The following is a 21,433-nucleotide window of genomic DNA, read 5'->3' on the forward strand; positions in this document are numbered from 1 at the left end:
TCAAGGTCACGCTGGGCCCGAAGGGTCGCAACGTAGTCCTCGAGCGCAAGTGGGGCGCACCGCTGATCACCAATGACGGTGTCTCCATTGCACGTGAAATCGAACTTGAGGATCCTTACGAGAAGATCGGCGCTGAGCTGGTCAAGGAAGTTGCCAAGAAGACCGACGACGTCGCTGGTGACGGTACTACTACCGCTACCGTTCTGGCTCAGGCTCTGGTTTCCGAGGGTCTGCGCAACGTTGCTGCTGGCTCCAACCCGATGGGCATCAAGCGCGGCATCGAGAAGGCTGTCGCGGCTGTTACCGAGAAGCTGCTGGAGTCCGCTAAGGACATCGAGACCAAGGAGCAGATTGCTGCTACCGCTGGTATCTCCGCTGCTGACCCGGCTATCGGTGAGCTGATTGCCACCGCTATGGACAAGGTCGGCAAGGAAGGCGTCATTACCGTGGAAGAGGCCAACACCTTTGGTCTCGACCTGGAGCTGACCGAGGGTATGCGCTTCGACAAGGGCTACATCTCCGGTTACTTCGCCACGGACATGGAGCGCCAGGAGGCCGTTCTGGAGGATCCGTACATCCTCCTGGTTTCCGGCAAGATCTCCAACATCAAGGACCTGCTGCCGTTGCTGGAGAAGGTCATGCAGTCCGGCAAGCCGCTGCTGATTATTGCTGAGGACGTCGAGGGTGAGGCTCTGTCCACCCTGGTCGTCAACAAGATCCGCGGCACCTTCAAGTCTGTCGCTGTGAAGGCTCCGGGCTTCGGCGACCGCCGTAAGGCAATGCTGCAGGACATGGCTATCCTGACCGATGGCCAGGTCATCTCTGAGGAGGTCGGCCTGTCGCTCGAGACCGCTGACCTGCCGCTGCTGGGTCGCGCTCGCAAGGTCGTCGTCACCAAGGACGAGACCACCATCGTCGAGGGCGCTGGCGAACAGTCCGCTATCGAGGGCCGTGTCAACCAGATTCGCGCTGAGATCGAGAACTCCGACTCCGATTACGACAAGGAGAAGCTGCAGGAGCGCCTGGCTAAGCTCGCCGGCGGTGTCGCAGTCATCAAGGCTGGCGCCGCAACCGAGGTCGAGCTCAAGGAGCGCAAGCACCGCATCGAGGATGCCGTCCGCAACGCAAAGGCTGCTGTGGAAGAGGGCATCGTCGCTGGTGGCGGTTCCGCACTGCTGCAGGTCTCGCACGTGCTTGACGACGAGCTGGGTCTGACCGGCGACGAGGCAACTGGTGTCCGCATCGTGCGTGCGGCTCTCGCAGCTCCGCTGCGCCAGATTGCTCTGAACGCTGGTCTCGAGGCTGGCGTCGTCACCGAGAAGGTTGCTTCCCTGCCGCAGGGCGAGGGTCTGAACGCTGCTACCGGTGAGTACATCGACCTGATGGAAGCCGGAATCAACGACCCGGTGAAGGTTACCCGCTCCGCACTGCAGAACGCTGCTTCCATTGCGGCTCTGTTCCTGACCACCGAGGCTGTTGTCGCTGACAAGCCGGAACCGGCTATGCCGGCAATGCCGGGTGGCGACGAGATGGGCGGCATGGGCTTCTAAAAGAGGTCCCAACTGCTTGAGTTAGCCTTAAAAATCGCCGCTGAGGGGTGTCCCTCAGCGGCGATTTTGCTCTGTAACTTGAGAAAGTTTAAGTCCCCGAACCCACCCTCGTCGCATCAGATGCCTCAGCGCTTGGTAGTGAAAAATAACCGATGATCTGTACCCATGTACGCAATGCCGAGGACTGTCTGTTATTAATCCTGCTGCCTCAGTACAGGTGAGATCTTTAGGTGTCCCTTTAAGGCCAGAGACAGGCCGTCGCGCTCGCCGACAATCTGGATGCAACTACCGACTTATCAAAGTGTGAAATTCTTCTGGTCTCGCTACCGAACCCTGCTTGCTATTCGGCCGGCTTATCCGCGGCCTCGATAAGCTCGGTTGACCAGTTCGCCTGCTGAATACGGGTATCCAAGTCCCGGTATTCCTTCGCCGCCTTGTCGGCTTTCTGGCGCAGCGACCGGATATCCACAGTGGCGACATAGCGAATCTCCGAAGCTGAGTATCGATCCCGCCGACCCGAGCCCTGATCGGCTGCGGAGGTGTAGAACCGCCGCCGTGTTAGCAGGTGGTCGCGCTTCGCAAGTGCGTCGCTAAGCGTTCCGTCCTCGAAGGCAGTAGCGGAATTCGTTGCGTTAATCGAGCGCACCAGCCATTCGAAGCGCGCCATCAGACGCTCGGCTTCGGCAATAAGCGCTTGCGGATCTTCATCAGGCGTATCGCCTTCCTGCACCTGCGCTACTAGCGAAAGACGGCGATTAATCTCAGCCAGCCGGTCGGAAACTTCGGATCGTGCGGCAAGAGCTTCGGATAACAACATGGCATTTATTGTACGCGCAGTGCTTATCGACGGTCGATGCGTGCAGTCCCACCCCTCAATTTCGGTAAGACGGAACGTTAACTACTGGGAAATTGCAGGTAAGGGCACCCGCATGGGGGACGCGTGGCAGAGAAATTCAGTAGGATAAGGGGTATGGCTGACAAGAATGAAGAGGAATTCCACATCGTCGATTTGGCGAAGACCGAAGGTTACGTCGTCGATGATTCTGATGAGGACGATCCGGTACTGGTCACTCCAGACGGTGAGCGGGTTGATACCTGGCGCGATGGCTACCCGTACGAGGAGCGCATGACTCGTAAGGAATATGAGTCTATTAAGAGGAAGCTGCAGATTGAGCTTCTGAAGTGGCAGAACTGGACCAAGGAAACTGGTCAGAAGCACATCATCCTCTTCGAAGGCCGTGACGCCGCTGGTAAGGGCGGTACCATTAAGCGTTTTAACGAGCACCTGAATCCGCGTGGTGCTCGTACTGTGGCTCTGGAAAAGCCGTCTCCGCGTGAGTCCACATCGTGGTACTTCCAGCGCTACATTGAGCACTTCCCGTGCGCTGGTGAAATCGTCTTCTTCGACCGTTCTTGGTACAACCGTTCGGGCGTTGAGCGCGTGATGGGTTTCTGTACTGAGTCGCAGCACGCAGAGTTCCTGCGTGAGGTCCCGATGCTGGAGAACATGATTCTGGGCTCCGGTATTTCGCTGACCAAGCTGTGGTTCTCTGTGACCCAGAAGGAGCAGCGCACTCGCTTCGCTATTCGCCAGGTTGACCCGGTACGTCAGTGGAAGCTCTCTCCGATGGACCTCGCATCGCTGGACCGTTGGGGTGACTATACCCGCGCAAAGGAAGAGCAGTTCCGCTACACGGATACGGATGAGTCCCCGTGGATTACCATTAAGTCCAACGACAAGAAGCGTGCCCGCATCAACGCAATGCGTTATGTGCTGAGCAAGTTCGAGTACACGGAGAAGGACCACGAGCTGGTTGGTACTCCGGACCCGAAGATTGTTAAGCGTGGCCGTGACCAGATTGGTGACTAGTTCGGTGGTCCGTGACTGACAAAGTTCTTGTCTAGAAGAAACGCCCGCAGGAGTGCTCAGGCACTCGGCGGGCGTTTTCTTATGGCTGGCGGCGGTGTGTGACGACGCCGGGGCGATGCCCTTATGGCTGACGACGGCGGGCCAGTGCGAGTTAGTGACTGAGGTTATGTCAAAAACGGCCAGAAATTTTGCCCGAAAGTGTCATAAACTAGGACAGTTTCACATTTGCAGCCCGCCAGGTTTTAGTCCGCCAGCTTGCAGCCGCTACCCCTCAATCAACTCCTGTCCCCAGTAAGAATCAGGGGTAGTGCCAGGGGCGATCCAATACACAGCGGAGCCGATGTGACGGTTCCACTCATTGAGCAAATCGCCGCGATCCAAACGGGCCTGGATTGCACTGAATTGGTTGTCCGGGTTCTTCTGGAATGCAACCCAGACCAGGCCAACGTTCGGTCCTTCGAACGGGAAGGCCGGCTCACCGGGCTGGTCTTCGTAGGCATAGGCGCGGCGACGCAGGGCGTCGTCAGGCTGACCATCCTGCTCACGGGAAAGCGCCAAGTGAGACTGGCGGTGGATGAGATACTCGCCCTGGTCATCGACGGCGTCCATGTCCTCTTCATCGAACTCGTCATTGCCGCCGGAAAGAGGAGCGCCGGTGTGGAAGTCACGACCGATAACGATGGAGCGTTCGTCGGTGCTGAGCTCATCCCAATTGTTCAAGTCGAGGGCAATACGGCGAACAACCATCACGCAGGAGTTGTTAATCGCCTTGTCCTTGGAGTCAATCCACACCTGTTCGGACCATTCCTCCGGAGTGGACGGGTTGACGGTGCCGTCGAGCTGACCCAGCGGGTTGCGTGGGGTAGCGCCGTGAGGCTGCGAACCCCAGGCGTAGGAAAAGCCCTTCTGGAACCACTTCACGCGAGCCCACGGAGCCGCCTTCTTTTCCAGTAGACGGGACGCGGCCGAAACGGTGACGAGATCATCACCGCACAACTGCAGAGCGAAGTCAGACTGGCCCCACTCAGGGCGGAGCATGTCATGCTGGAATGACGGGATATCGTGCAGACCAGCCGGCTTGCGCTCTGGCTTGCCGAGCACATCGAAGATGCGCTCACCGAAACCTGCGGTAATGGTCAGGTTTGCAGTGGCTGCAACCATTTCCGGTTCCAGATACCCCTCGATGTCCTGGCCTTGGGTGAGGCGGCGGGCAACGTCGGTAAGCGAGGAGAACAGTGCCTTCAGATCTGCTGCGTCGACGCCGTCCTTCAAATCGAATGCGACGAGGCGGAGATGTGCTTGGCCGGGCTGTTCAACGCCTGACTGGACCGGGCCATCGAACGGAATCTTGGCGCCCCTCAGGGAAGTTTCGGAAGCCTGTGTCAATCGAGGTCACTCCTTGAAAGCGGTGGAATGAATAGCTTTTATGACTACGAGCTTAATCGCATTGGCCCCAGCAGGAGAGCACTAAAGCGAAGGCTCGGGGAGGGGCTAAGTGAATGACATATTTGTATATTGCGATATACTTCACATCCACAGCCGCCTCGAAGGTGTTCATAAAGGAAAGTGCTGCATATCGCACGTTTTCCGCGCAAGGTGTGTTTTGAGCCTAGCGCGCATGAGGCCCTCGAGTTATGCAGGGGAATCCCGGTGCAAGTCCGGAACTGTCCCGCAACGGTAAGCATCACTGCCAGAGCTTTGGTTTATCCGACGAGTTGATAACCAATCTTGCAGTGATGACAAGTCCGAATGCCTGCCGGTTGTGCAATTTCATATCCGATGCTGATCACGACTGACGAGGAAATCACGAGATCATGGCAATTCACGCAACCCTCGCGGGCATTCCGCGGATAGGGCGTAATCGTGAGCTCAAAAAAGCTCTGGAAAACTACTGGCGCGACCCGGCGACCGGCGGCCTGTTGGCCGCGACGGCGCGCAACACTGTCAATAGCTACATTGGCGCAGCGTTGAAGGTAGGAATCGACTCGGTTCCGACAATTGGGCGCTCGTTCTACGACTCCATGCTGGATACATCGGCGCTGCTCGGAGTGCTTCCAGCTCGCTTTCAGGATGTCCCGAAAACGGACGGTTCCAACCTGCCGGAATGGATCAACCACTACTTCGCCACCGCTCGCGGTACGAAGACGCAACCGGCATCCGCAATGACCAAGTGGTTCGACACTAATTACCACTACATCGTTCCGGAGCTGTCAGCCGATACTGAATTTACCTCTGACCTCACTGACTGGTTGGATGATTCCTGCAGCTTGAACAATGGCGCCACAACGATGCTGCGCCCTAATTTGATTGGTCCTGTGACCTACTTGAGCCTGTCGCGTACCGACGATGGTTCGAACCCACTCGGCCTGCTGGAAAAGTTGACCGATGCGTACGCGGAAATCATCGCTCAACTGGGGGATAAGGGCTTTGAGTGGATTCAGCTCGATGAGCCAGTATTGGTCACTGACCTCGATGAAGTGACTCTTGCTAGGACTCGCCAGGTCTACGAGAAGTTGGCCGACGTGGCGGAGTCTGCGAATACCAAGTTGTGGGTGCAGACCTACTTTGGTGATGGTGATCAGGCGCTGGAAACCCTTTCTGGCACAGGCGTGCAGGCCATTGGTTGCGACCTGGTAGCAGGTAGCTCCGAGTTGCCGCATTGGACTGGCAAGGAACTGCTGGTTGCGGGCATTGTCGATGGTCGTAATGTGTGGCGCACCGACTTGGATGCAGCTCTGGCGACGCTGGAGAAGCTGGCAGCCCGAGGCCCCATCGCGGTGTCGACTAGCTGTTCGCTGCTACACGTGCCGTATTCCCTGACAGCGGAAGACCCGAGCGAAGAGGATGCCGAGGTGCTGCAGTGGCTGGCCTTCGGGGATGAGAAAATCGCCGAGGTGACCCTCTTGGCGAGAGCGCTTGATGCCAGGTTGAATGACCACCAACTCGATGCCGCGGATTTGAAGGCGTTGAGTGAGTCCCGGGCCGCACTGGCATCGAGGGCAGAGTCGAAGCGGATTGTTAAGCCTGAAGTTCGTGAAGCTTTGGCGGCAATCGAGGCCAGCGACCGGACTCGTTCCCCGTTTGCAGCTCGCCAGGCGGCTCAGGCTGAGGCCCTTAACCTGCCTCCGCTGCCGACCACCACAATCGGTTCCTTCCCGCAGACCAATAGTATTCGTCGTGCACGTGCGCAGCTGCGCACGGGAGAGCTGACCCCAGCTGACTACGAGTCGGCAATGCTCGCTGAAATTCGATCTGCCATTGAACAGCAGGAAGAACTGGGGCTCGATGTGCTGGTTCACGGTGAACCTGAGCGCAACGACATGGTGCAGTACTTCTCGGAGCAGCTGGACGGCTACCTTGCCACCACCAATGGCTGGGTCCAAAGCTATGGTTCCCGCTGCGTGCGGCCGCCGATTCTCTACGGTGATATCACCAGGCCAGAGCCGATGACGGTGCAGTGGTACAAGGCAGCGGCAGACATGACTGACCTTCCCGTCAAGGGAATGCTCACCGGGCCAGTGACTATGTTGGCATGGTCGTTTGTCCGTGATGACCAGCCAATCGGTGACACTGCGGATAATGTTGCGCTGGTTTTGCGCGATGAGATTGCAGATCTCGTGGCCGCTGGAGCGCAGATCGTACAGGTCGACGAGCCTGCCATTCGCGAGTTGTTGCCCCTGAATGAAGCGGACCAGCCCGCCTACCTGAAGTGGGCTGTGGGGTCCTTCCGCCTGGCTACCTCTGGCGTGACTGACGACATTCAGATTCACACGCATATGTGCTACTCGGACTTCAATGAGCTCATTGACACCGTCGATGAGCTCAACGCCGATGTCACGTCCATCGAAGCAGCTCGCAACGGTATGCAGGTGCTCGCAGCGCTGAAAGATGAGGGATACGTTCGCGGGATTGGTCCAGGTGTCTGGGACATCCACTCGCCTCGCGTGCCGACGGACGGAGAAGTCAACCAGCTCGTGGAAGATGCGCTTGAAAGCGTTGACCCCAACCTGCTGTGGATTAATCCGGACTGTGGTCTAAAGACCCGAGGTTGGGAAGAGGTTACGGCTTCACTGAAAGTATTGGTAGCCGCAGCTCAGCAGGCTCGGTTGCAGCTAGCAGAGTAAGTCGCGAACTGCATAGCCGCAAAATAAATAGTGGGTTAAGTAGCAAAAAGTGTGTCCGCTCGGCGTGTCGCCGGGTGGGCACCTTTTGCTACTTAGCCCTACTTAGCCCCAATGCGAGTTAGTGACCTCGGTTATGGCTGGCAGCGGGCCAATGGAGTTACTGACCGCGTTTATAGCAAAAATTGTCCGAAAAATGGCTTGAAAGTGTCATAAACTCTCACAGTTTCACATTTGCAGCCCGTTGTGCCTACCAGGCTCCTACCTAAGCCCCCCACTCAATCCGGGCTACTTCTTGGCCACCACTGGCTCAATTGGGTTACCTCGCCAGGAGGTGTGCGCAGGAACATGGTCACCGCGCATGACGAGAGAACCGGGTTCGACGCGGCAGCCGTCGTCAAGCACAGATGCCGGCAGTGCGACTGAGTGCGGTCCTAGGACGGAGCCGTGTCCGATGTGGACGGTGTCGAGCGTCATCACGCGGTCGGTGAACAGGTGCGTCTGAACGACACAACCACGGCCGACAGAGGCACCCCGCGCGATGGTGACCAGGTCGGTCTCGGGCAGCCAGTACGTCTCCAGCCACACGCCGTGGCCGACGTTTGCGCCGAGCAGACGCATCGCGCGTGCGATACCGCCGGTGGCCATCGCCGGGTTCAGGTACCACGGCGCGGCGACCATTTCGACGAATGCATCCTGCAGCTCGTTGAGCCAGACGAACTTGCTCCACAATGGGTGATCACCGGGCTTGTGCTTGCCGACGCACACCCACTTGGCCACGACCGTGACCAACAGCCCCAGCACACCAACAATCAGCAGCACGGCAGGGGAGAGCAGCCACGCGACCACCAGGCCGAGCAGGGCAGCGTTGACGCCACCTGCAGTGACCAACTCCGCGGTGAACATGCCAATTCCCTGCAGACTCAACAACGTGATTGTTGCCAGCATGAGAGAGACCATCGGCGCCAGGATGCGCAGCGTTTCGACAATGCCGCGGGCGACCTTCAATCCCGTAGTCGGACGGTAGGTCTGCGCTGACTCATCGCTGGAGACGGTGCCCACGCGGCGCATGCGCTCTGGCGGCGAACCCCACCAGTTGGAGCCGGACTTGGTCTTCTTCGGGGTAGAGGACAGCACGGCCACCAGCGAGTTCTTCGCCAGCTTGCGTTCCGGAAGCGTGATGCCGGAGTTGCCCAGGAAGGCGCGCTTGCCGATGCGGGAGTCGCCCACCAGCAGCCAACCACCGCCGAGCTCGTAGCTGCCGACCATGGTGTCGTCAGCCAAGAAGGACTCGTCCTTGACGTGCAAGAACTTCGGAATACCGATCGCGGTGGAGACTTCGCTGTCGTGACCAATTTGGGCGCCCAGTGCACGCAGCCACAGCGGCGTCAGCATGGAGGCGTAGATGAAAAATAGGTCGTGACGGGCAGCGTCCATCAGGCGAATTGTCGCCCAGGACTGCCAACCCACGCGCGAACGCACCGGGAACACTCCCGGCTTCAGACCGATGCTGAACAGGCGCACGAGAATCAGCGTCAGCAGGGCATACACCGCAACACCGACGAAGGTGGCGGGAATAGTCCACAGCACGGCACTGCCCAGCGTTGACCAGAGATTCGAGGTGGCTAGCTCGGTGGTGCCGTCGATAAGCCCCGTGCCCCAACCGATGACAGCAGCCATCGCGACCGCAGCGGACAGCGGCACCAGTGTCAGCAAGACAGCGGTGAGACCGTAGATAGCCACCCAGTGGCGGCGAGCCGGCGGAACTTCCTCCGGGAAGCGGTGCTTGGACCGACCGACCTTGCGAGCCGGGGAACCCGACCAGCGCGCGCCAGCCTTGACCTTCTTCTCACCGGTGACGGTGGAACCCGCCTCGATGTGAGCGTCATTGCCAATACGCGCGCCGGGCAGCAGCGTTGAACGGGCACCGATGCGGGCGTGCTTGCCAATAGTGACCTCGCCGACGTGGACGACATCGCCATCGACCCAGTATCCGGACAGGTCTACCTCCGGCTCGATCGAGCAGTAATCATCCAGTTTGACCAGGCCCGTCACCGGCGGCAGCGCGTGCAGATTCACACCCTTACCAATGCGGGCGCCCAGCATGCGGGCGTACCACAGCACGAACGGAGCACCCGCTACTGAGTGGGCACCGGAGCTCTCTGCCAGACGTTCGGCCGCCCATAGTCGCAGATGTACCGAACCGCCACGCGGGTAATCACCCGGGGTGATGTTGCGCGTGAGCAGGCGTGTCGTCGCCGCGTTGATGGGCATGACCCCCAGTGGGGTCAGGAACAGCACGGCCAGTACGGCCACCAACCAGCCTGGTAGCGCCAGCGGTCCGCCGATAACCCAGTTGATAATCGCAAGCCACGTTACCCAGCGCATGCCACGTGCCCACTGCAATGGCACCATGAGGCCCACCTGGGCCCAACGGGTCTTACGGGAGACAGGCGTCGGCTCGGGTACCTTTTCCAGGTGCGCGGTGGGGTCGCTGGTGTCGTCGGCAAGCATGTCGTCGCTGATGAAACCGCGCGCGACCAGCTCTTCAGCGAGATTGCCCAGGCGCGGGTGGTCGTAGAGATCGCGCACGGCGACCTGCGGGGCGCGCTGGCGAATGCGCGCAATGACGCTCGCCGCCGCCAAGGACGTGCCGCCCAGGGCGAAGAAGTCCGAGTCCGCGCCGGGCGCAGGTACGGACAGCACGTCCGCCCAGATGTCGGACAGCCACTTCTCTACAGGGCTCAGCTTGTCGACGTCGCCCTCACCCGCACGTGCAGGCAGTGGCCACGGCAACGCCGCCTTGTCGACCTTGCCGGAGGTGCGAACCGGCAGCTCATCCATGATGTGCAGGCGTGGCACCATCGCGGCTGGCATGGCATCGCGGAGAGTATCCATGCACTTGTCGTAGTCCATGGCTGCGGCGTCGCCACCGGCGCCGACGTAGCCGACCAGGATGGAGTCGCCAGCACCGGTCTTCTGCACCACGACAGTCGCCTGAGTAGCGCCAGGGAGGGCAGCCAGGTGCGCCTCGACCTCGCCGAGCTCAATTCGCCGACCGCCGATTTTCACCTGATCGTCGACGCGGCCGGTGAAGTACAGTCCGGCCTCGTCCATGATGACGTGGTCGCCGGTGCGATACGCACGCTCCCAGCCGAGGGCTGGCAGCGGTGCGTACTTCTCGGCGTCCTTCTCCGGATCCAGGTAGCGTGCGAGTCCCACGCCGCCGATGACCAGCTCGCCCTTGGTGCCCGGTGGGACGGGGTTGCCCTCCTCGTCGATGACGGTGAGGTCCCAGCCGTCCAGAGGAAAACCGATGGTCACGGGCTTGCCGGGCTTCAGCTCGATGCCGGACGCCACCACGGTGGCCTCGGTGGGGCCGTAGGTGTTCCACATTTCGCGCTCTGGGGTGGACAGGCGCTCGACCAGCTCTTGCGGGCAGGCCTCGCCGCCGACGATGAGCAGGCGCACGCTGTCGAGCGCCTCGGCGGGCCACAGGCCGGCCAGCGTCGGAACTGTGGAAACAGCGGTGATGTGGCGGGAAATCAGCCATGGGCCCAGGTCCACGCCGGAGCGCACCAGCGAACGCGGAGCCGGCACCAGGCAGGCACCATTTCGCCAGGCCAGCCACATTTCCTCACAGGAGGCGTCGAAGGCGACGGATAAGCCGGCGAGAACGCGGTCATCCGGGCCGAGCGGTCCTTCCGGGTGGTTGGCCAAGAACCAGCGGGCCTCCGCATCGACAAAAGCGGCGGCGCTGCGGTGGGTGACCGCCACGCCCTTGGGCTTGCCGGTGGAGCCAGAGGTGAAAATAATCCAGCAGTCATCGTCAGGAGTGGGCTCCTGCGAGATGATCTCGCGTGCGCTCGGCGGCGTCGGTTCCGTCTCTTCCTCGTCGGAGTCGGCGTCGGAGTCCAGCGGGCGGGGGCGATTACGTGCCGTGGAGCCAGCCAAATGCAGGCCTTCAGCATCGAAGTAACCGGCGATACCGGCCTCGCCGAAGACTATTTCTGCACGCTCGTCGGGGTCATCCGCGTCCACCGGAACGTAGGCGGCACCGGCGGCCATGATGGACAAAATTGCCAGGTAGAGCTCGCGGCTTCCCGACGGCATCCGCACACCAATGCGGTCGCCGCGACGGATGCCCTGTTCGTACAGCCACGTAGCTGTGGAATCAATCTCGTTGATCAACTCCGCATACGTGACGACAACCTCGCCGTCATCGATGGCCTCAGCCTCGGGGAACCTTCGCGCGGTCGCCCGGACAATGTCAATGAGTGTGCGCTCAAGCGGCTGTTCCGTAGCGCGTAGGAACTTCGCTTCAGTGGTTGTCACTTGAGAGCCCCCTTCTTATTCTTCTTCTTGCGCTTTTTCTTCTTCGACTTCTTACGTTTAGGACGCGGGGCATCGCTTGACGACGTCGCCTGCGTCTTATTCTCCGCCATGTCCTTGGTGTCTGTCTCAGTGGCCGTGACCTCTGGGGTAGTGGTCTCGGGGTTCTTCGCGCCGGCATCGGTTTCGGGGCTTGCAGCGGAGTCGTCGGCAAGCGATGCAAGCAGCGCGCGTACCTCGGGTGCGCATTCGGCGACGGCGGCGCGTTCGGCTCTGCGGAGTGAGCGTCGCAGAGATGCGCGGGTGGTGTTGCCCGTTTCTGTCAGTGCGATGAGCTGGCGGCGACGATCCTTGGAGTCTCGGGTGCGCTCGACTAGATTTGCCGACTCCAGAGAGTCAATCAGGCGAACCATGTCCGAGCGGTCCATGCCGAGCAGCGCGCTCAGCTCGGTTTGAGCCATGTCGCCGCCATCGGCGATGGCCTCCAGAACCCAATAACCGCGGATGGAAATCGACTCAATCTGAGTGCGGCCAAGAGTCGCGTTGACGCTGGCACGGACAGCCGCATCGAGCTGTGCCAGGCACCAGGACGCGGATTTGCGCAGGGCGGCCGGTGCGACGGCGGGTTCGCTTGCGGAGCCGGGCTTGCACTTGGACTTAGCGCTGGCCTTGTTTTTGGCTTTCGCTCCCTTGCGAGCCTTCTTCGCCTTGGTGCTGCTCTGTGCGTCGACAGCAGGCACCTTCGCGTCTACGTCGGGTGCCACACCACCGCTGGTGTCGGCTGAGTCCGCCGAGGAAAGTACGGATGAATCAGACATACTTCCCATACTAGACAATCTGGGGAACCATCAATAATGGGACATGGCCAACTAATAATGTCCCTGTTTGCCTGCGGATTGTTAGAAGGTCTGTGCTTTGGGGTGGGTAGATAAAAGAAAAACTGCCCTGCGGGTAGGCAGGGCAGTTGTAGTTGGTTTAGTTGGCCTTCTCCATTGGGCGGCCGAAGTGCTCCCAGTCGATCATGCCGCCGGTGATGACGATGGTGTCGATACCGTTCTTCTCCAACCAGGAAGAAACCTGAGCGGCACGTCCACCGGAGCGGCACATCAGGTAAATGTCGGAATCCAAATCCAGCTCGCCGTAGCGGGACGGAATCTCTTCCATGGGGATGTGAACGGCGCCGGTGGCGTGGCCGTCATCCCACTCCATCTGTGAGCGGACGTCAATGATCTGTGCGTCTTCGGGTACTTCGGATACGTTTACGGTTTCCATAGTGCGCACTATACGCAATCTGGCCTTATCGCCGGAAGCACAAAGGCCGCCGGAGGAAAACTCCGACGGCCGTAGCGCTGAATCACGGGAACTGCGTCAAAGGTGCGAGCCCCAGAAAGGGAGATTGGCTAGCGCAATTTTTACTTGTGGCTCTTACTTGTGGCGCTCGATAGCCTCAGCCAGGATGCGCTCAGCCTCAGCCTTGTCGCCCCAGCCCGAACCGGAAACTTCCTTGCCCGGCTCCAGGTCCTTGTAGTGGACGAAGAAGTGCTCGATCTCGTCCTTGGTGAACTGGGAAACATCGTCGATGTCCTGGTAGTGATCGAAGCGGACATCATCCAGGACGCACAGCAGCTTGTCGTCGCCGCCGGCCTCGTCGGTCATCTTGAAAACGCCGAGCGGACGAGCCTTGACAATAACGCCCGGGAAAACCGGCTCCGGCAGGATCACGAGAGCGTCCAACGGGTCGCCATCTTCGCCGAGGGTTTCATCGATGAAGCCGTAGTCGGCCGGGTAGGCCATTGGGGTGAACAGGTAGCGGTCGAGGTAGACCTTGCCGGTCTCGTGGTCGACTTCGTACTTGTTGCGCTGACCCTTCGGGATCTCAATAGTGACCTCAACGCTCACGGCGATGACTCCTTATAATCGGTGTACACTTCTCTGACGGCTATCTTATGCGAAACCCGCTCAAAACCGTTTATTTGTGCACCTTAAGTGAGGTTTTGTTTTCAGGAAGAAGGTGTTTGTGACCGTGGGTAGTACCGACTCTGACAGCTCCAAAACCGCCGCTAAGGGCACGCAAAAATCGCCCAGTTCCGTAAAATCCGGCAAATCCAAGAAGTCGCGCGGACTGAAAATCGGCGGTGCCATCGCCGGTGTTCTCGTTATCGCAGCGGGCAGCGGCGTAGCGGTTGTCGTCAATAACAATCGTCAGATTGTTGTCGATGCACCGCCCGCGGTCAGTCATGTCTCTGCTCCTGTGACGGCGGCGCAGTCTTCGCTTGACGACGGCGCTCTGGCCCAAAAAGTCAGCGCCATCATGGACGCTGCTGCGGCCGATCCAGCCTTCGGTGAGCTGCATGGAATTGTCAGCGATGCTTCGACCGGCCAGAAGCTGTGGGGGGTCAATGACACCGCGGTGGCCATGCCGGCGTCCAGCATGAAGATTCTCACTGCGGCTGCCGCACTGTTGGACTTAGGTGAAGATCATCGGGTTTCCACCCGCGTCTCCCGGGTTACGGGGACTAACGACATCGTTTTGCACGGCGGGGGTGACCCCACCTTAAGCAAGGACGGGGAAGGGTTCTTCCAGGACTCGGCTTCAATCGCTGAGTTGGCGAAAAAGATTTCCGTGGTCATTCCGGAGGGGGTCGGCAAGGTTTATCTCGACAACTCTCTATTCACCGAGAGTTTCCACGAGACCTGGGAGCGTGCGGGGCTGGAGGACGGCTACATCGCACCGGTGGAGTCGGTGATGATGGACGCCGGTCGTATCGATTCGACGAATGAAGAATCGCAGCGCAGCGCCACGCCCGCCGCGGATGCCGCTGATGCACTGGCCAAGGCGCTTGGTGCGGAAAACGGAGGCAGCCTGAGGGATGCGGCCAAGGATGGTCAGTCACTGCCTCTGGATCCAGACCCCGTCGCGCTCGTGCAGTCGGCACCGCTGGTTACCCGTGTGCACGAGATGATGAACTATAGCGACAACGTGCTTGCCGAGTCCATTGCCCGTGAGGTGGCTATCTCTCGCGGCCTGCCGCCGACCTTTGAGGGGGCCGCACGTGCCGTGCGTGACACTCTCTCGGAGCACGGTTTTCCTCTCGATGGCGCGGTGCTGTCGGACTCCAGCGGCCTGAGCACGGATAACCGTATTTCTCCGCAGCATCTCTCCGAGGTGCTCAATTCGGCCGCGGGTCCGGTGGAATCGGCCGAGCAGGGGGGATTGGCGGAGTCGCAGGAGTCGTCGGAAAGCACTGCGTTGCGGTTGCGCCCACTGTTGGACAGCCTGCCGGTGGCGGCAGTGTCCGGCACTCTGGCGACGCGCTTTGCTGGTCAGTCCGGGGCGGGCATCGTCCGTGCGAAGACAGGCACGCTGAATAAAGCCTCGGCGTTGGCGGGATATGTGGTGACGAAGTCGGGACAGGTACTGACGTTCGCACTGATTTCCAACGAGGCGAGCCTGTTGCCGGCAAGAGCTGCGTCCGATAAGGCAGCGAGCGCCCTTGCGGATATCTAAACTGAGATTCATTTGCCACTGAAAATAATTTGAGGAGATGAATCCGCAATGGCCTCTCACACTTCCGCGATTAGGAACTTGCCAACCGTTCACGAGATTGCCGCACAGGTTCGCGAGGGAAAGCTAAGCCCGGTGGACAGCGTGCAGCGCAGTCTCGACGCTATCGCCAGACTGGATGGAGGGATTCATGCCTTCCGTGAAGTGTGGACGGATAGGGCTCTGCAGGCTGCCCGGGAACTCGAGCAAAGCGAGAAACTCTCGGAGTTGCCGCTCGCAGGTGTGCCATTCGCGCTGAAGGAAAACACCGCTCTAGAGAACCCGTTTGTCCAGCAGTTGACTAGCGCCGGTGCAATCGCGGTGGGAACTACGGTGAATCCGCAGTTTTGTACGTGGGGGACGACGACGCTGCCGGGACTGGCCGTCGACAATCCGATTCTGCCGGGGCACACTCCGGGTGGGTCCTCCGGTGGATCCGCAGCGGCTGTCGCTGCTGGGATGGTTCCGTTTGCGCAGGGCAACGACGGCATGGGGTCACTGCGCATCCCTGCAGCGTGCTGCGGGCTTTCGACCCTGAAGGCGACCCCGGGAACAATGCCGGGGCGCGTGGGCGGCAATGACTGGTACGGAATGTCTGTCCAAGGGGTGCTCACAGTCAATAACGATGACTTGCGCCTGATCACCAAGATCCTCACAAATGGCATGGTGGATGCGGAGGACCCGGCGAAGACCCTGCCTGAAAACTTCGCAGTCAGCGTGGACACCACTGCGCCCGTATTCGGTTTGAAAGCTGCACCGGAGTACGTCGATGCGGCACAACAGGCGGCGAGAGTATTCGCGGACAAGGGCTTTGCCGTCTCGGAAAAGAACATGCCGTACCCGCTGAACCCACTGCCGATGCTCGCGCGCTGGACTGCGGGGGTGGCGGATCAGCTTCGCGACGAGCCGCGCCCTGATCACCTGGAGTGGCGCAATCGAGTCCACGCCGGCATTGGTCGCTTGCTGCGTTTCACAATCAATGGCCGCCAAGTGGCACGCGATGGCGCTCGCATCGAGCGTGAGCTACCGGGTGACACCATCTTGATTACCCCGGCTCTGGCCAAGAACCCACCGCGAATTCGCGCGTGGCATCGCATGCCCTGGATTGTGAACCTGCTGTCCAATCTGCGCTTCACTCCCTACGTCTCGACGTGGAATTACCTGGGATTCCCGGCTGGCATCGTTGTGGAACCGACCTCTGGGTTGCCGGTGCAACTGATTGCGCGCCCGACCCAGGAGCGAATTCTGCTTACCGCGATGGAAACCATCGCAAGTGGTGGGCGCGTTGGCTAGACCTTTTTGGCCGGACCGCAGCCCTCATTTCCTCATCATTCGGCAAGCTGTCCGCGCGATAGTGCAGCAGGTGGGGCAGGAATTGGGCAGCGGTGTCGTCATTGGGCTTTCCGGTGGTGCGGATTCGCTGGCCCTGACCGCCGGGGCCTGTGCGGAAGCTCTCGGGCCGAAGGGTGCGCTGGCCGGGCGTAAAGTCCACGCCGTCGTCGTGGATCATCAGCTTCAGCAGGGCTCTGCTGAAGTCGCCGAGCGCGCCGCCCACATAGCTCGGGGGATGGGGGCTACGGCCGAGGTTATCGCGGTCGATATCAACAACAATTCCGACCGTGGTCCCGAATACGAGGCACGTTTGGCACGACACGCAGTGCTACGGGAAGTCGCCCAATCTCGAGGTGCGGCGCTGATGCTCGCCCACACCTTGGACGACCAGGCGGAAACAGTTTTGCTGCGGCTGGCCAGGGGCGGCGGTCCGCAGGCGCTGTCCGCCATCCGCGACAACCTCACGTGGTCTGACGGGACTCGGATTCTGCGCCCGCTGCTCGGTGTGCGACGCTCAGATACTCAGCTCTGCTGCGAAGAGCTGGGCTTGAAGGCCTGGCACGACCCGCACAACCATGACGACCATTACGCCCGCGTCCGGGTTCGAAAGACGATTTTGCCGCTGCTGGAGCAGGGGCTGGGTCCGGGAGTTGCGGAAAATCTCGCTAAGACTGCGGCGATTGCAGCAGTCGACAATGACTTTTTGGACGCTCACGCCGAGTCAGCTCTGCATGCGCTGCTGGGGGAGGAAGAGGCGTCGGCAAGCGGGAGCCTGTCTGTGCGAGGGGTGGCTGAGCTCGACGACGCCATCGCGGTGCGCGTCCTCGCACGTTGGTTGAGGCAGGCGGGTGCGGAGCCCAGTAGTAAACAGATCGACATGGTGATGGCGCTGGTGCACCGCTATCACGGACAGGGCGAAGTGCCGGTGACCCGCGGTCGCGATGGTGCCGACAGAAATGCCAGGTTGGTCGTTGAGCGAAAAGATGGCACTCTACAATTGGTAATGAATCGTCCCGCGGTGCCTTAAGAAGGGTGCCGCAATCCAACTTCCGGCGGCTGAGAACAATCGGTTGCCATAACCCTGAACTTGCACTGGGGCAGTTACGCTCCATCGACACGCCGCCATAGAAGTGCGGAAAGGAAATGCGATGCATGATGTGAAGGATTTCAACGTCCCCGCAAACCCCTACGGCGATGAGGTAGAGGCAGTTCTCATTGGCGAAGAGGAGCTGCATGCTCGCATTGCCGAGATGGCGCATCGTGTGAATGAGAAGTACAAGGATGCCGACAGCGATCTGATTCTGGTCGCAGTGCTCAAGGGTGCGGTGTTCTTCCTGACTGACTTCGCTCGTCAGCTCAGCATTCCCAGCCAGATGGAGTTCATGGCGGTTTCCAGTTACGGAAACTCCACCTCGTCGTCAGGCGTGGTGCGTATTTTGAAGGACCTGGATCGCGATATTGAGGGACGCGATGTTGTGATCGTCGAGGACATCATTGACTCCGGCCTGACCCTGTCCTGGTTGATGAAGAACCTGCGCAACCGTAATCCGCGCTCCCTGGAGGTCATTACGCTGTTGCGTAAGCCAGAGGCTGTGCGCACCAGCCTGGATGTTGCGGATGTTGGCTTCGACATTCCGAACGAGTTCGTCATCGGTTACGGCCTGGATTACGCCGAGCGCTACCGCGACCTGCCGTACGTCGGCACGCTTCACCCGCGCGTTTACCAGGGCTAGGTCTGTCTTCGGCGCTTATTGCACAGTGCCGATGCTTTACGACGGGCATTGCGCGCGTACCCTCCCGCAGTTCTAGCTGTCTTCTAGCTATGAAAAGTGGGAGTTGGAAACTTTTTTCGGTTGCGATGCGTTATGCCTACTGTGGGGTCAGGTGCCATGAGCCCTGGCCCCACGTTGTGACATTGATGTGTCTTCGAGAAGAACTCGTTGATGCGTACAATTAATAAAAGCAACTAATAGATGTAGAGAGCGAAAAGCGAACCCACTGTATGGACAAGAAAAAGGTGTTCCGGTTTGCCACCGTTGCCGGCATCATCCTGATTATCCTCTTTGCTATTACTCAGCTGGCGGATGATTCCCGGGAATACCGCGAGGTGGATACGTCCGTTGCCCTGACCCAGTTGGATAAGGGCAATGTCACGGAAGCTCAGATTGACGATCGTGAACAGCGAATTCGCCTCACCCTGAAGAAGGGCGTGGAGGTCGAGGGTACTGAGGACGTCACGAAGGTGATGACCAAGTACCCAGCGCGTGCGACCGACCAAGTCTTTGACAAGGTCACCGCCGCCAAGGGTATGGAGAAGTTCGATACCAAGGTCACGCAGGATTCCTTCCTGATGTCCACCTTGGGCTTCCTGCTGCCGATGGTGATCTTCTTCTTCGTCATCATGTACTTCTTCAGCCGCATGCAAGGCGGCAAGAACGGCATGTTCGGCTTTGGTGGCAACCGTGCCAAGCTGCTGAACAAGGAGACTCCGACCAATACGTTCGAGGATGTTGCTGGTGCCGATGAGGCCGTCCAGGAGCTCGACGAGATTAGGGATTTCCTGCAGCACCCAGCTCGCTACGAGGAGCTCGGCGCGAAGATTCCGCGTGGTGTTCTGCTCTACGGTCCTCCCGGTACCGGTAAGACCTTGCTGGCCCGCGCCGTCGCTGGTGAGGCAGGAGTGCCTTTCTACACCATCTCGGGTTCGGACTTCGTTGAAATGTTCGTCGGTGTCGGTGCCTCTCGTGTCCGTGACCTGTTTAATCAGGCCAAGGAAAACAGCCCGTGCATTATCTTCATCGACGAGATTGACGCCGTCGGTCGCCAGCGTGGTGCCGGTATGGGCGGCGGCCATGATGAGCGTGAGCAAACCCTGAACCAGCTGCTGGTGGAGATGGATGGTTTTGGTGATCGTCAGGGCGTAATCATCATGGCTGCGACCAACCGTCCGGATATTCTCGACCCGGCGCTGCTGCGTCCGGGCCGTTTTGACCGACAGATTCCGGTGGGCGCACCAGACCTGAAGGGCCGCGAGGCAATTCTGAAGGTCCACGCCCGGAACAAGCCGCTTGGGCCGGATGCGGATCTGACGTCGCTGGCGAAGCGCACCGCCGGTATGAGCGGTGCTGATCTGCAGAACGTGCTGAATGAAGCTGCGCTGCTGACCGCTCGCGTCAACGGCAACATCATTACTGCGGATGCGCTGGAAGAGGCAGTCGACCGAGTTATCGGCGGTCCGCGCCGTACCTCCAAGGTGATCTCCGAGCAGGAGAAGAAGGTCACCGCCTACCACGAGGGTGGCCACACCCTGGCTGCGTGGGCGCTGAAGGACATCGAGCGTGTTTACAAGGTCACCATCTTGGCTCGCGGTCGCACTGGTGGACATGCGCTGACCGTCCCCGAGGACGACAAGGGCATGTATAACCTGCCAGAGCTCTTTGCCCGTCTGGTCTTCGCCATGGGTGGTCGCGCTGCCGAGGAGCTGGTTTTCGGACTGCCGACTACCGGTGCTTCTGCCGATATTGAGCAGGCCACCAAGATTGCTCGCGCCATGGTGACCGAGTACGGCATGTCGCCGGAGCTCGGCCCGGTGAAGTACGGGGAGGAGCAGGGCGACCCGTTCGTTGGCCGCGGTGGCAGCGGCTCTCTGGACTACTCTCCGGAGGTGGCAGCAACCATTGATCAGCAGGTTCGTTTGCTGATCAATAAGGCTCATGACGAGGCCTACGCCATCTTGAAGGAAAACCGCGACACTCTCGATGTTCTGGCTGAGAAACTGCTGGAGAAGGAGACTCTGCGTCGTCCGGATCTGGAAGTTATCTTCACCGATGTCGTTCCGCGTGAGCGCCTGAACTTCTTCGATAGCGACACTAAGCACCCGGCCGATGGCCGCGAGCCGGTGAAGACTCCGGTGGAGTTGGCAATCGAGCGCGGCGAGGAACCGCCGAAGCGTGTCAACATCTTCGCGCCGGTGCGCCGCCGCGAACCGGAGAACCAGGACGCAGGCAACAACGGCAATGGTCGGGGGCCGGCAGGCTCCGCTGGTGTCGGGAATGCTAGTGCCCCGGGTCTGCCGGGCGCCCAGCAGGACCGACCGAATGTTCCGGTTTACGGTGGCACCCCACCGCCGGCTGGTTGGACCGCTCCAGGTTGGCCGCCGAAGGATACCGGCAGCACGCACGGTTCGGCTCCCGCACCGGCACCGGCGCCTGCGCCGACTCCTCGCCCGGAGGGGCAGAACCAGCCGGGTTCGCAGGAAGGCCAGGGCAACGCGCGTGGCCAGCACCCGGGCACTGCTAACTACCCGGCAGGTGCGCCGGACTTCGGCTCGAAGGCAACCGGTATTGGTAGCAACGGTGGCAACGGCCCCGCGAATATCCCTGCCCCTCCGAAGATGCCGTGGGACAGGCAGGGCGGACGTCACCGCCAGGACAACTCTGGCAGCGATGCCACCCCGACTACGGTGATGCCATCGGCGGGACAGCATCAGGAGCTGCGCGGATTCCGCCTGCCGGATAACGAGCAGCCGGAACACACAGAACGTCCGGAAAACGCGAAGAACGCCGACAACTCCGATGACAAGGGTGCACAGATGCACGATTCGGATAAGGACGGCGTCGTCAAGCGAAACGAAGACAACAGCGCCTGGCAGGACAAGCCGGACACCAACGAGGAGCGATAAGTA

At 60.2% G+C, this 21,433-nt stretch carries 14 protein-coding genes and 1 riboswitch; of the genes, 8 read left to right on the top strand and 6 right to left on the bottom strand.

Annotation, left to right across the window (positions count from 1 at the left end):
• The coding region (gene groL / locus HMPREF2857_RS01290; protein ID WP_070642303.1) for a chaperonin GroEL at positions 1-1,550 on the top strand (1,550 nt) is incomplete at its 5' end.
• Positions 1,551-1,890: 340 nt separating this feature from the next.
• On the opposite strand, the gene HMPREF2857_RS01295 is transcribed toward groL, so the two are convergent.
• Positions 1,891-2,367, bottom strand: a complete 477-nt coding sequence (locus HMPREF2857_RS01295) for a DIP1984 family protein (RefSeq protein ID WP_070437789.1) — start codon at positions 2,365-2,367, stop codon at positions 1,891-1,893.
• Positions 2,368-2,520: 153 nt separating this feature from the next.
• Between HMPREF2857_RS01295 and ppk2 the strand changes: the two genes are divergently transcribed.
• Entirely contained in the window at positions 2,521-3,420 is a 900-nt protein-coding gene (ppk2, locus tag HMPREF2857_RS01300) for a polyphosphate kinase 2 (RefSeq protein WP_005510168.1), read from the top strand.
• A gap of 264 nt (positions 3,421-3,684) precedes the next feature.
• On the opposite strand, the gene HMPREF2857_RS01305 is transcribed toward ppk2, so the two are convergent.
• Positions 3,685-4,806 carry a Dyp-type peroxidase gene (locus tag HMPREF2857_RS01305; RefSeq protein WP_070595433.1) on the bottom strand — a complete coding sequence of 374 codons (1,122 nt, stop codon included), beginning with the start codon at positions 4,804-4,806 and terminating at the stop codon, positions 3,685-3,687.
• A 207-nt stretch (positions 4,807-5,013) separates the two neighbouring features.
• A riboswitch (cobalamin riboswitch) is annotated at positions 5,014-5,196 on the top strand.
• A 38-nt stretch (positions 5,197-5,234) separates the two neighbouring features.
• Between HMPREF2857_RS01305 and metE the strand changes: the two genes are divergently transcribed.
• Complete coding sequence (metE, locus tag HMPREF2857_RS01310) at positions 5,235-7,544, top strand: 5-methyltetrahydropteroyltriglutamate--homocysteine S-methyltransferase (RefSeq protein WP_070642305.1); 2,310 nt, start codon at positions 5,235-5,237, stop codon at positions 7,542-7,544.
• Positions 7,545-7,829: 285 nt separating this feature from the next.
• On the opposite strand, the gene HMPREF2857_RS01315 is transcribed toward metE, so the two are convergent.
• The 4 genes from HMPREF2857_RS01315 to HMPREF2857_RS01330 all read right to left on the bottom strand — a co-directional run bounded on the left by HMPREF2857_RS01315 (position 7,830) and on the right by HMPREF2857_RS01330 (position 13,772).
• Positions 7,830-11,876: a Pls/PosA family non-ribosomal peptide synthetase gene (locus HMPREF2857_RS01315; protein WP_070642308.1), complete on the bottom strand. Its 4,047-nt coding sequence runs from the start codon at positions 11,874-11,876 to the stop codon at positions 7,830-7,832.
• Positions 11,873-12,691, bottom strand: coding sequence for a MarR family winged helix-turn-helix transcriptional regulator (locus HMPREF2857_RS01320; RefSeq protein ID WP_070642310.1), 819 nt, complete (start codon positions 12,689-12,691; stop codon positions 11,873-11,875). The genes HMPREF2857_RS01315 and HMPREF2857_RS01320 overlap by 4 nt, the downstream gene beginning before the upstream one ends.
• A gap of 157 nt (positions 12,692-12,848) precedes the next feature.
• The gene (locus HMPREF2857_RS01325) at positions 12,849-13,145 is read right to left on the bottom strand and encodes a rhodanese-like domain-containing protein (RefSeq protein ID WP_016421494.1); all 297 of its coding nucleotides are present in this window, start codon (positions 13,143-13,145) and stop codon (positions 12,849-12,851) included.
• Positions 13,146-13,298: 153 nt separating this feature from the next.
• Entirely contained in the window at positions 13,299-13,772 is a 474-nt protein-coding gene (locus tag HMPREF2857_RS01330) for an inorganic diphosphatase (RefSeq protein ID WP_005510088.1), read from the bottom strand.
• A 124-nt stretch (positions 13,773-13,896) separates the two neighbouring features.
• Here HMPREF2857_RS01330 and dacB point away from each other — a divergent pair, with 124 nt between their 5' ends.
• From dacB to ftsH, 5 genes are all read left to right on the top strand, one after another.
• A complete protein-coding gene (gene dacB / locus HMPREF2857_RS01335; protein ID WP_246819572.1) occupies positions 13,897-15,381 on the top strand; it encodes a D-alanyl-D-alanine carboxypeptidase/D-alanyl-D-alanine endopeptidase in 1,485 nt (494 codons plus the stop codon).
• Between the two features lie 48 nt (positions 15,382-15,429).
• Entirely contained in the window at positions 15,430-16,710 is a 1,281-nt protein-coding gene (locus HMPREF2857_RS01340; RefSeq protein ID WP_070642315.1) for an amidase family protein, read from the top strand.
• Complete coding sequence (gene tilS / locus HMPREF2857_RS01345) at positions 16,703-17,776, top strand: tRNA lysidine(34) synthetase TilS (RefSeq protein ID WP_246819573.1); 1,074 nt, start codon at positions 16,703-16,705, stop codon at positions 17,774-17,776. Before HMPREF2857_RS01340 ends, tilS begins: the two co-directional genes overlap by 8 nt.
• A gap of 121 nt (positions 17,777-17,897) precedes the next feature.
• On the top strand, positions 17,898-18,482 hold the full coding sequence (gene hpt, locus HMPREF2857_RS01350; protein ID WP_005510094.1) for a hypoxanthine phosphoribosyltransferase: 585 nt from the start codon (positions 17,898-17,900) through the stop codon (positions 18,480-18,482).
• A gap of 269 nt (positions 18,483-18,751) precedes the next feature.
• Positions 18,752-21,430 (top strand): ATP-dependent zinc metalloprotease FtsH, encoded by a 2,679-nt coding sequence (gene ftsH, locus HMPREF2857_RS01355; RefSeq protein WP_070642317.1) that lies wholly within the window; start codon positions 18,752-18,754, stop codon positions 21,428-21,430.
• The last annotated feature ends 3 nt before the right edge of the window (positions 21,431-21,433 follow it).

It is taken from the genome of Corynebacterium sp. HMSC076C10 (assembly GCF_001812455.1).
Classification (GTDB): Bacteria; Actinomycetota; Actinomycetes; order Mycobacteriales; family Mycobacteriaceae; genus Corynebacterium; species Corynebacterium jeikeium_D.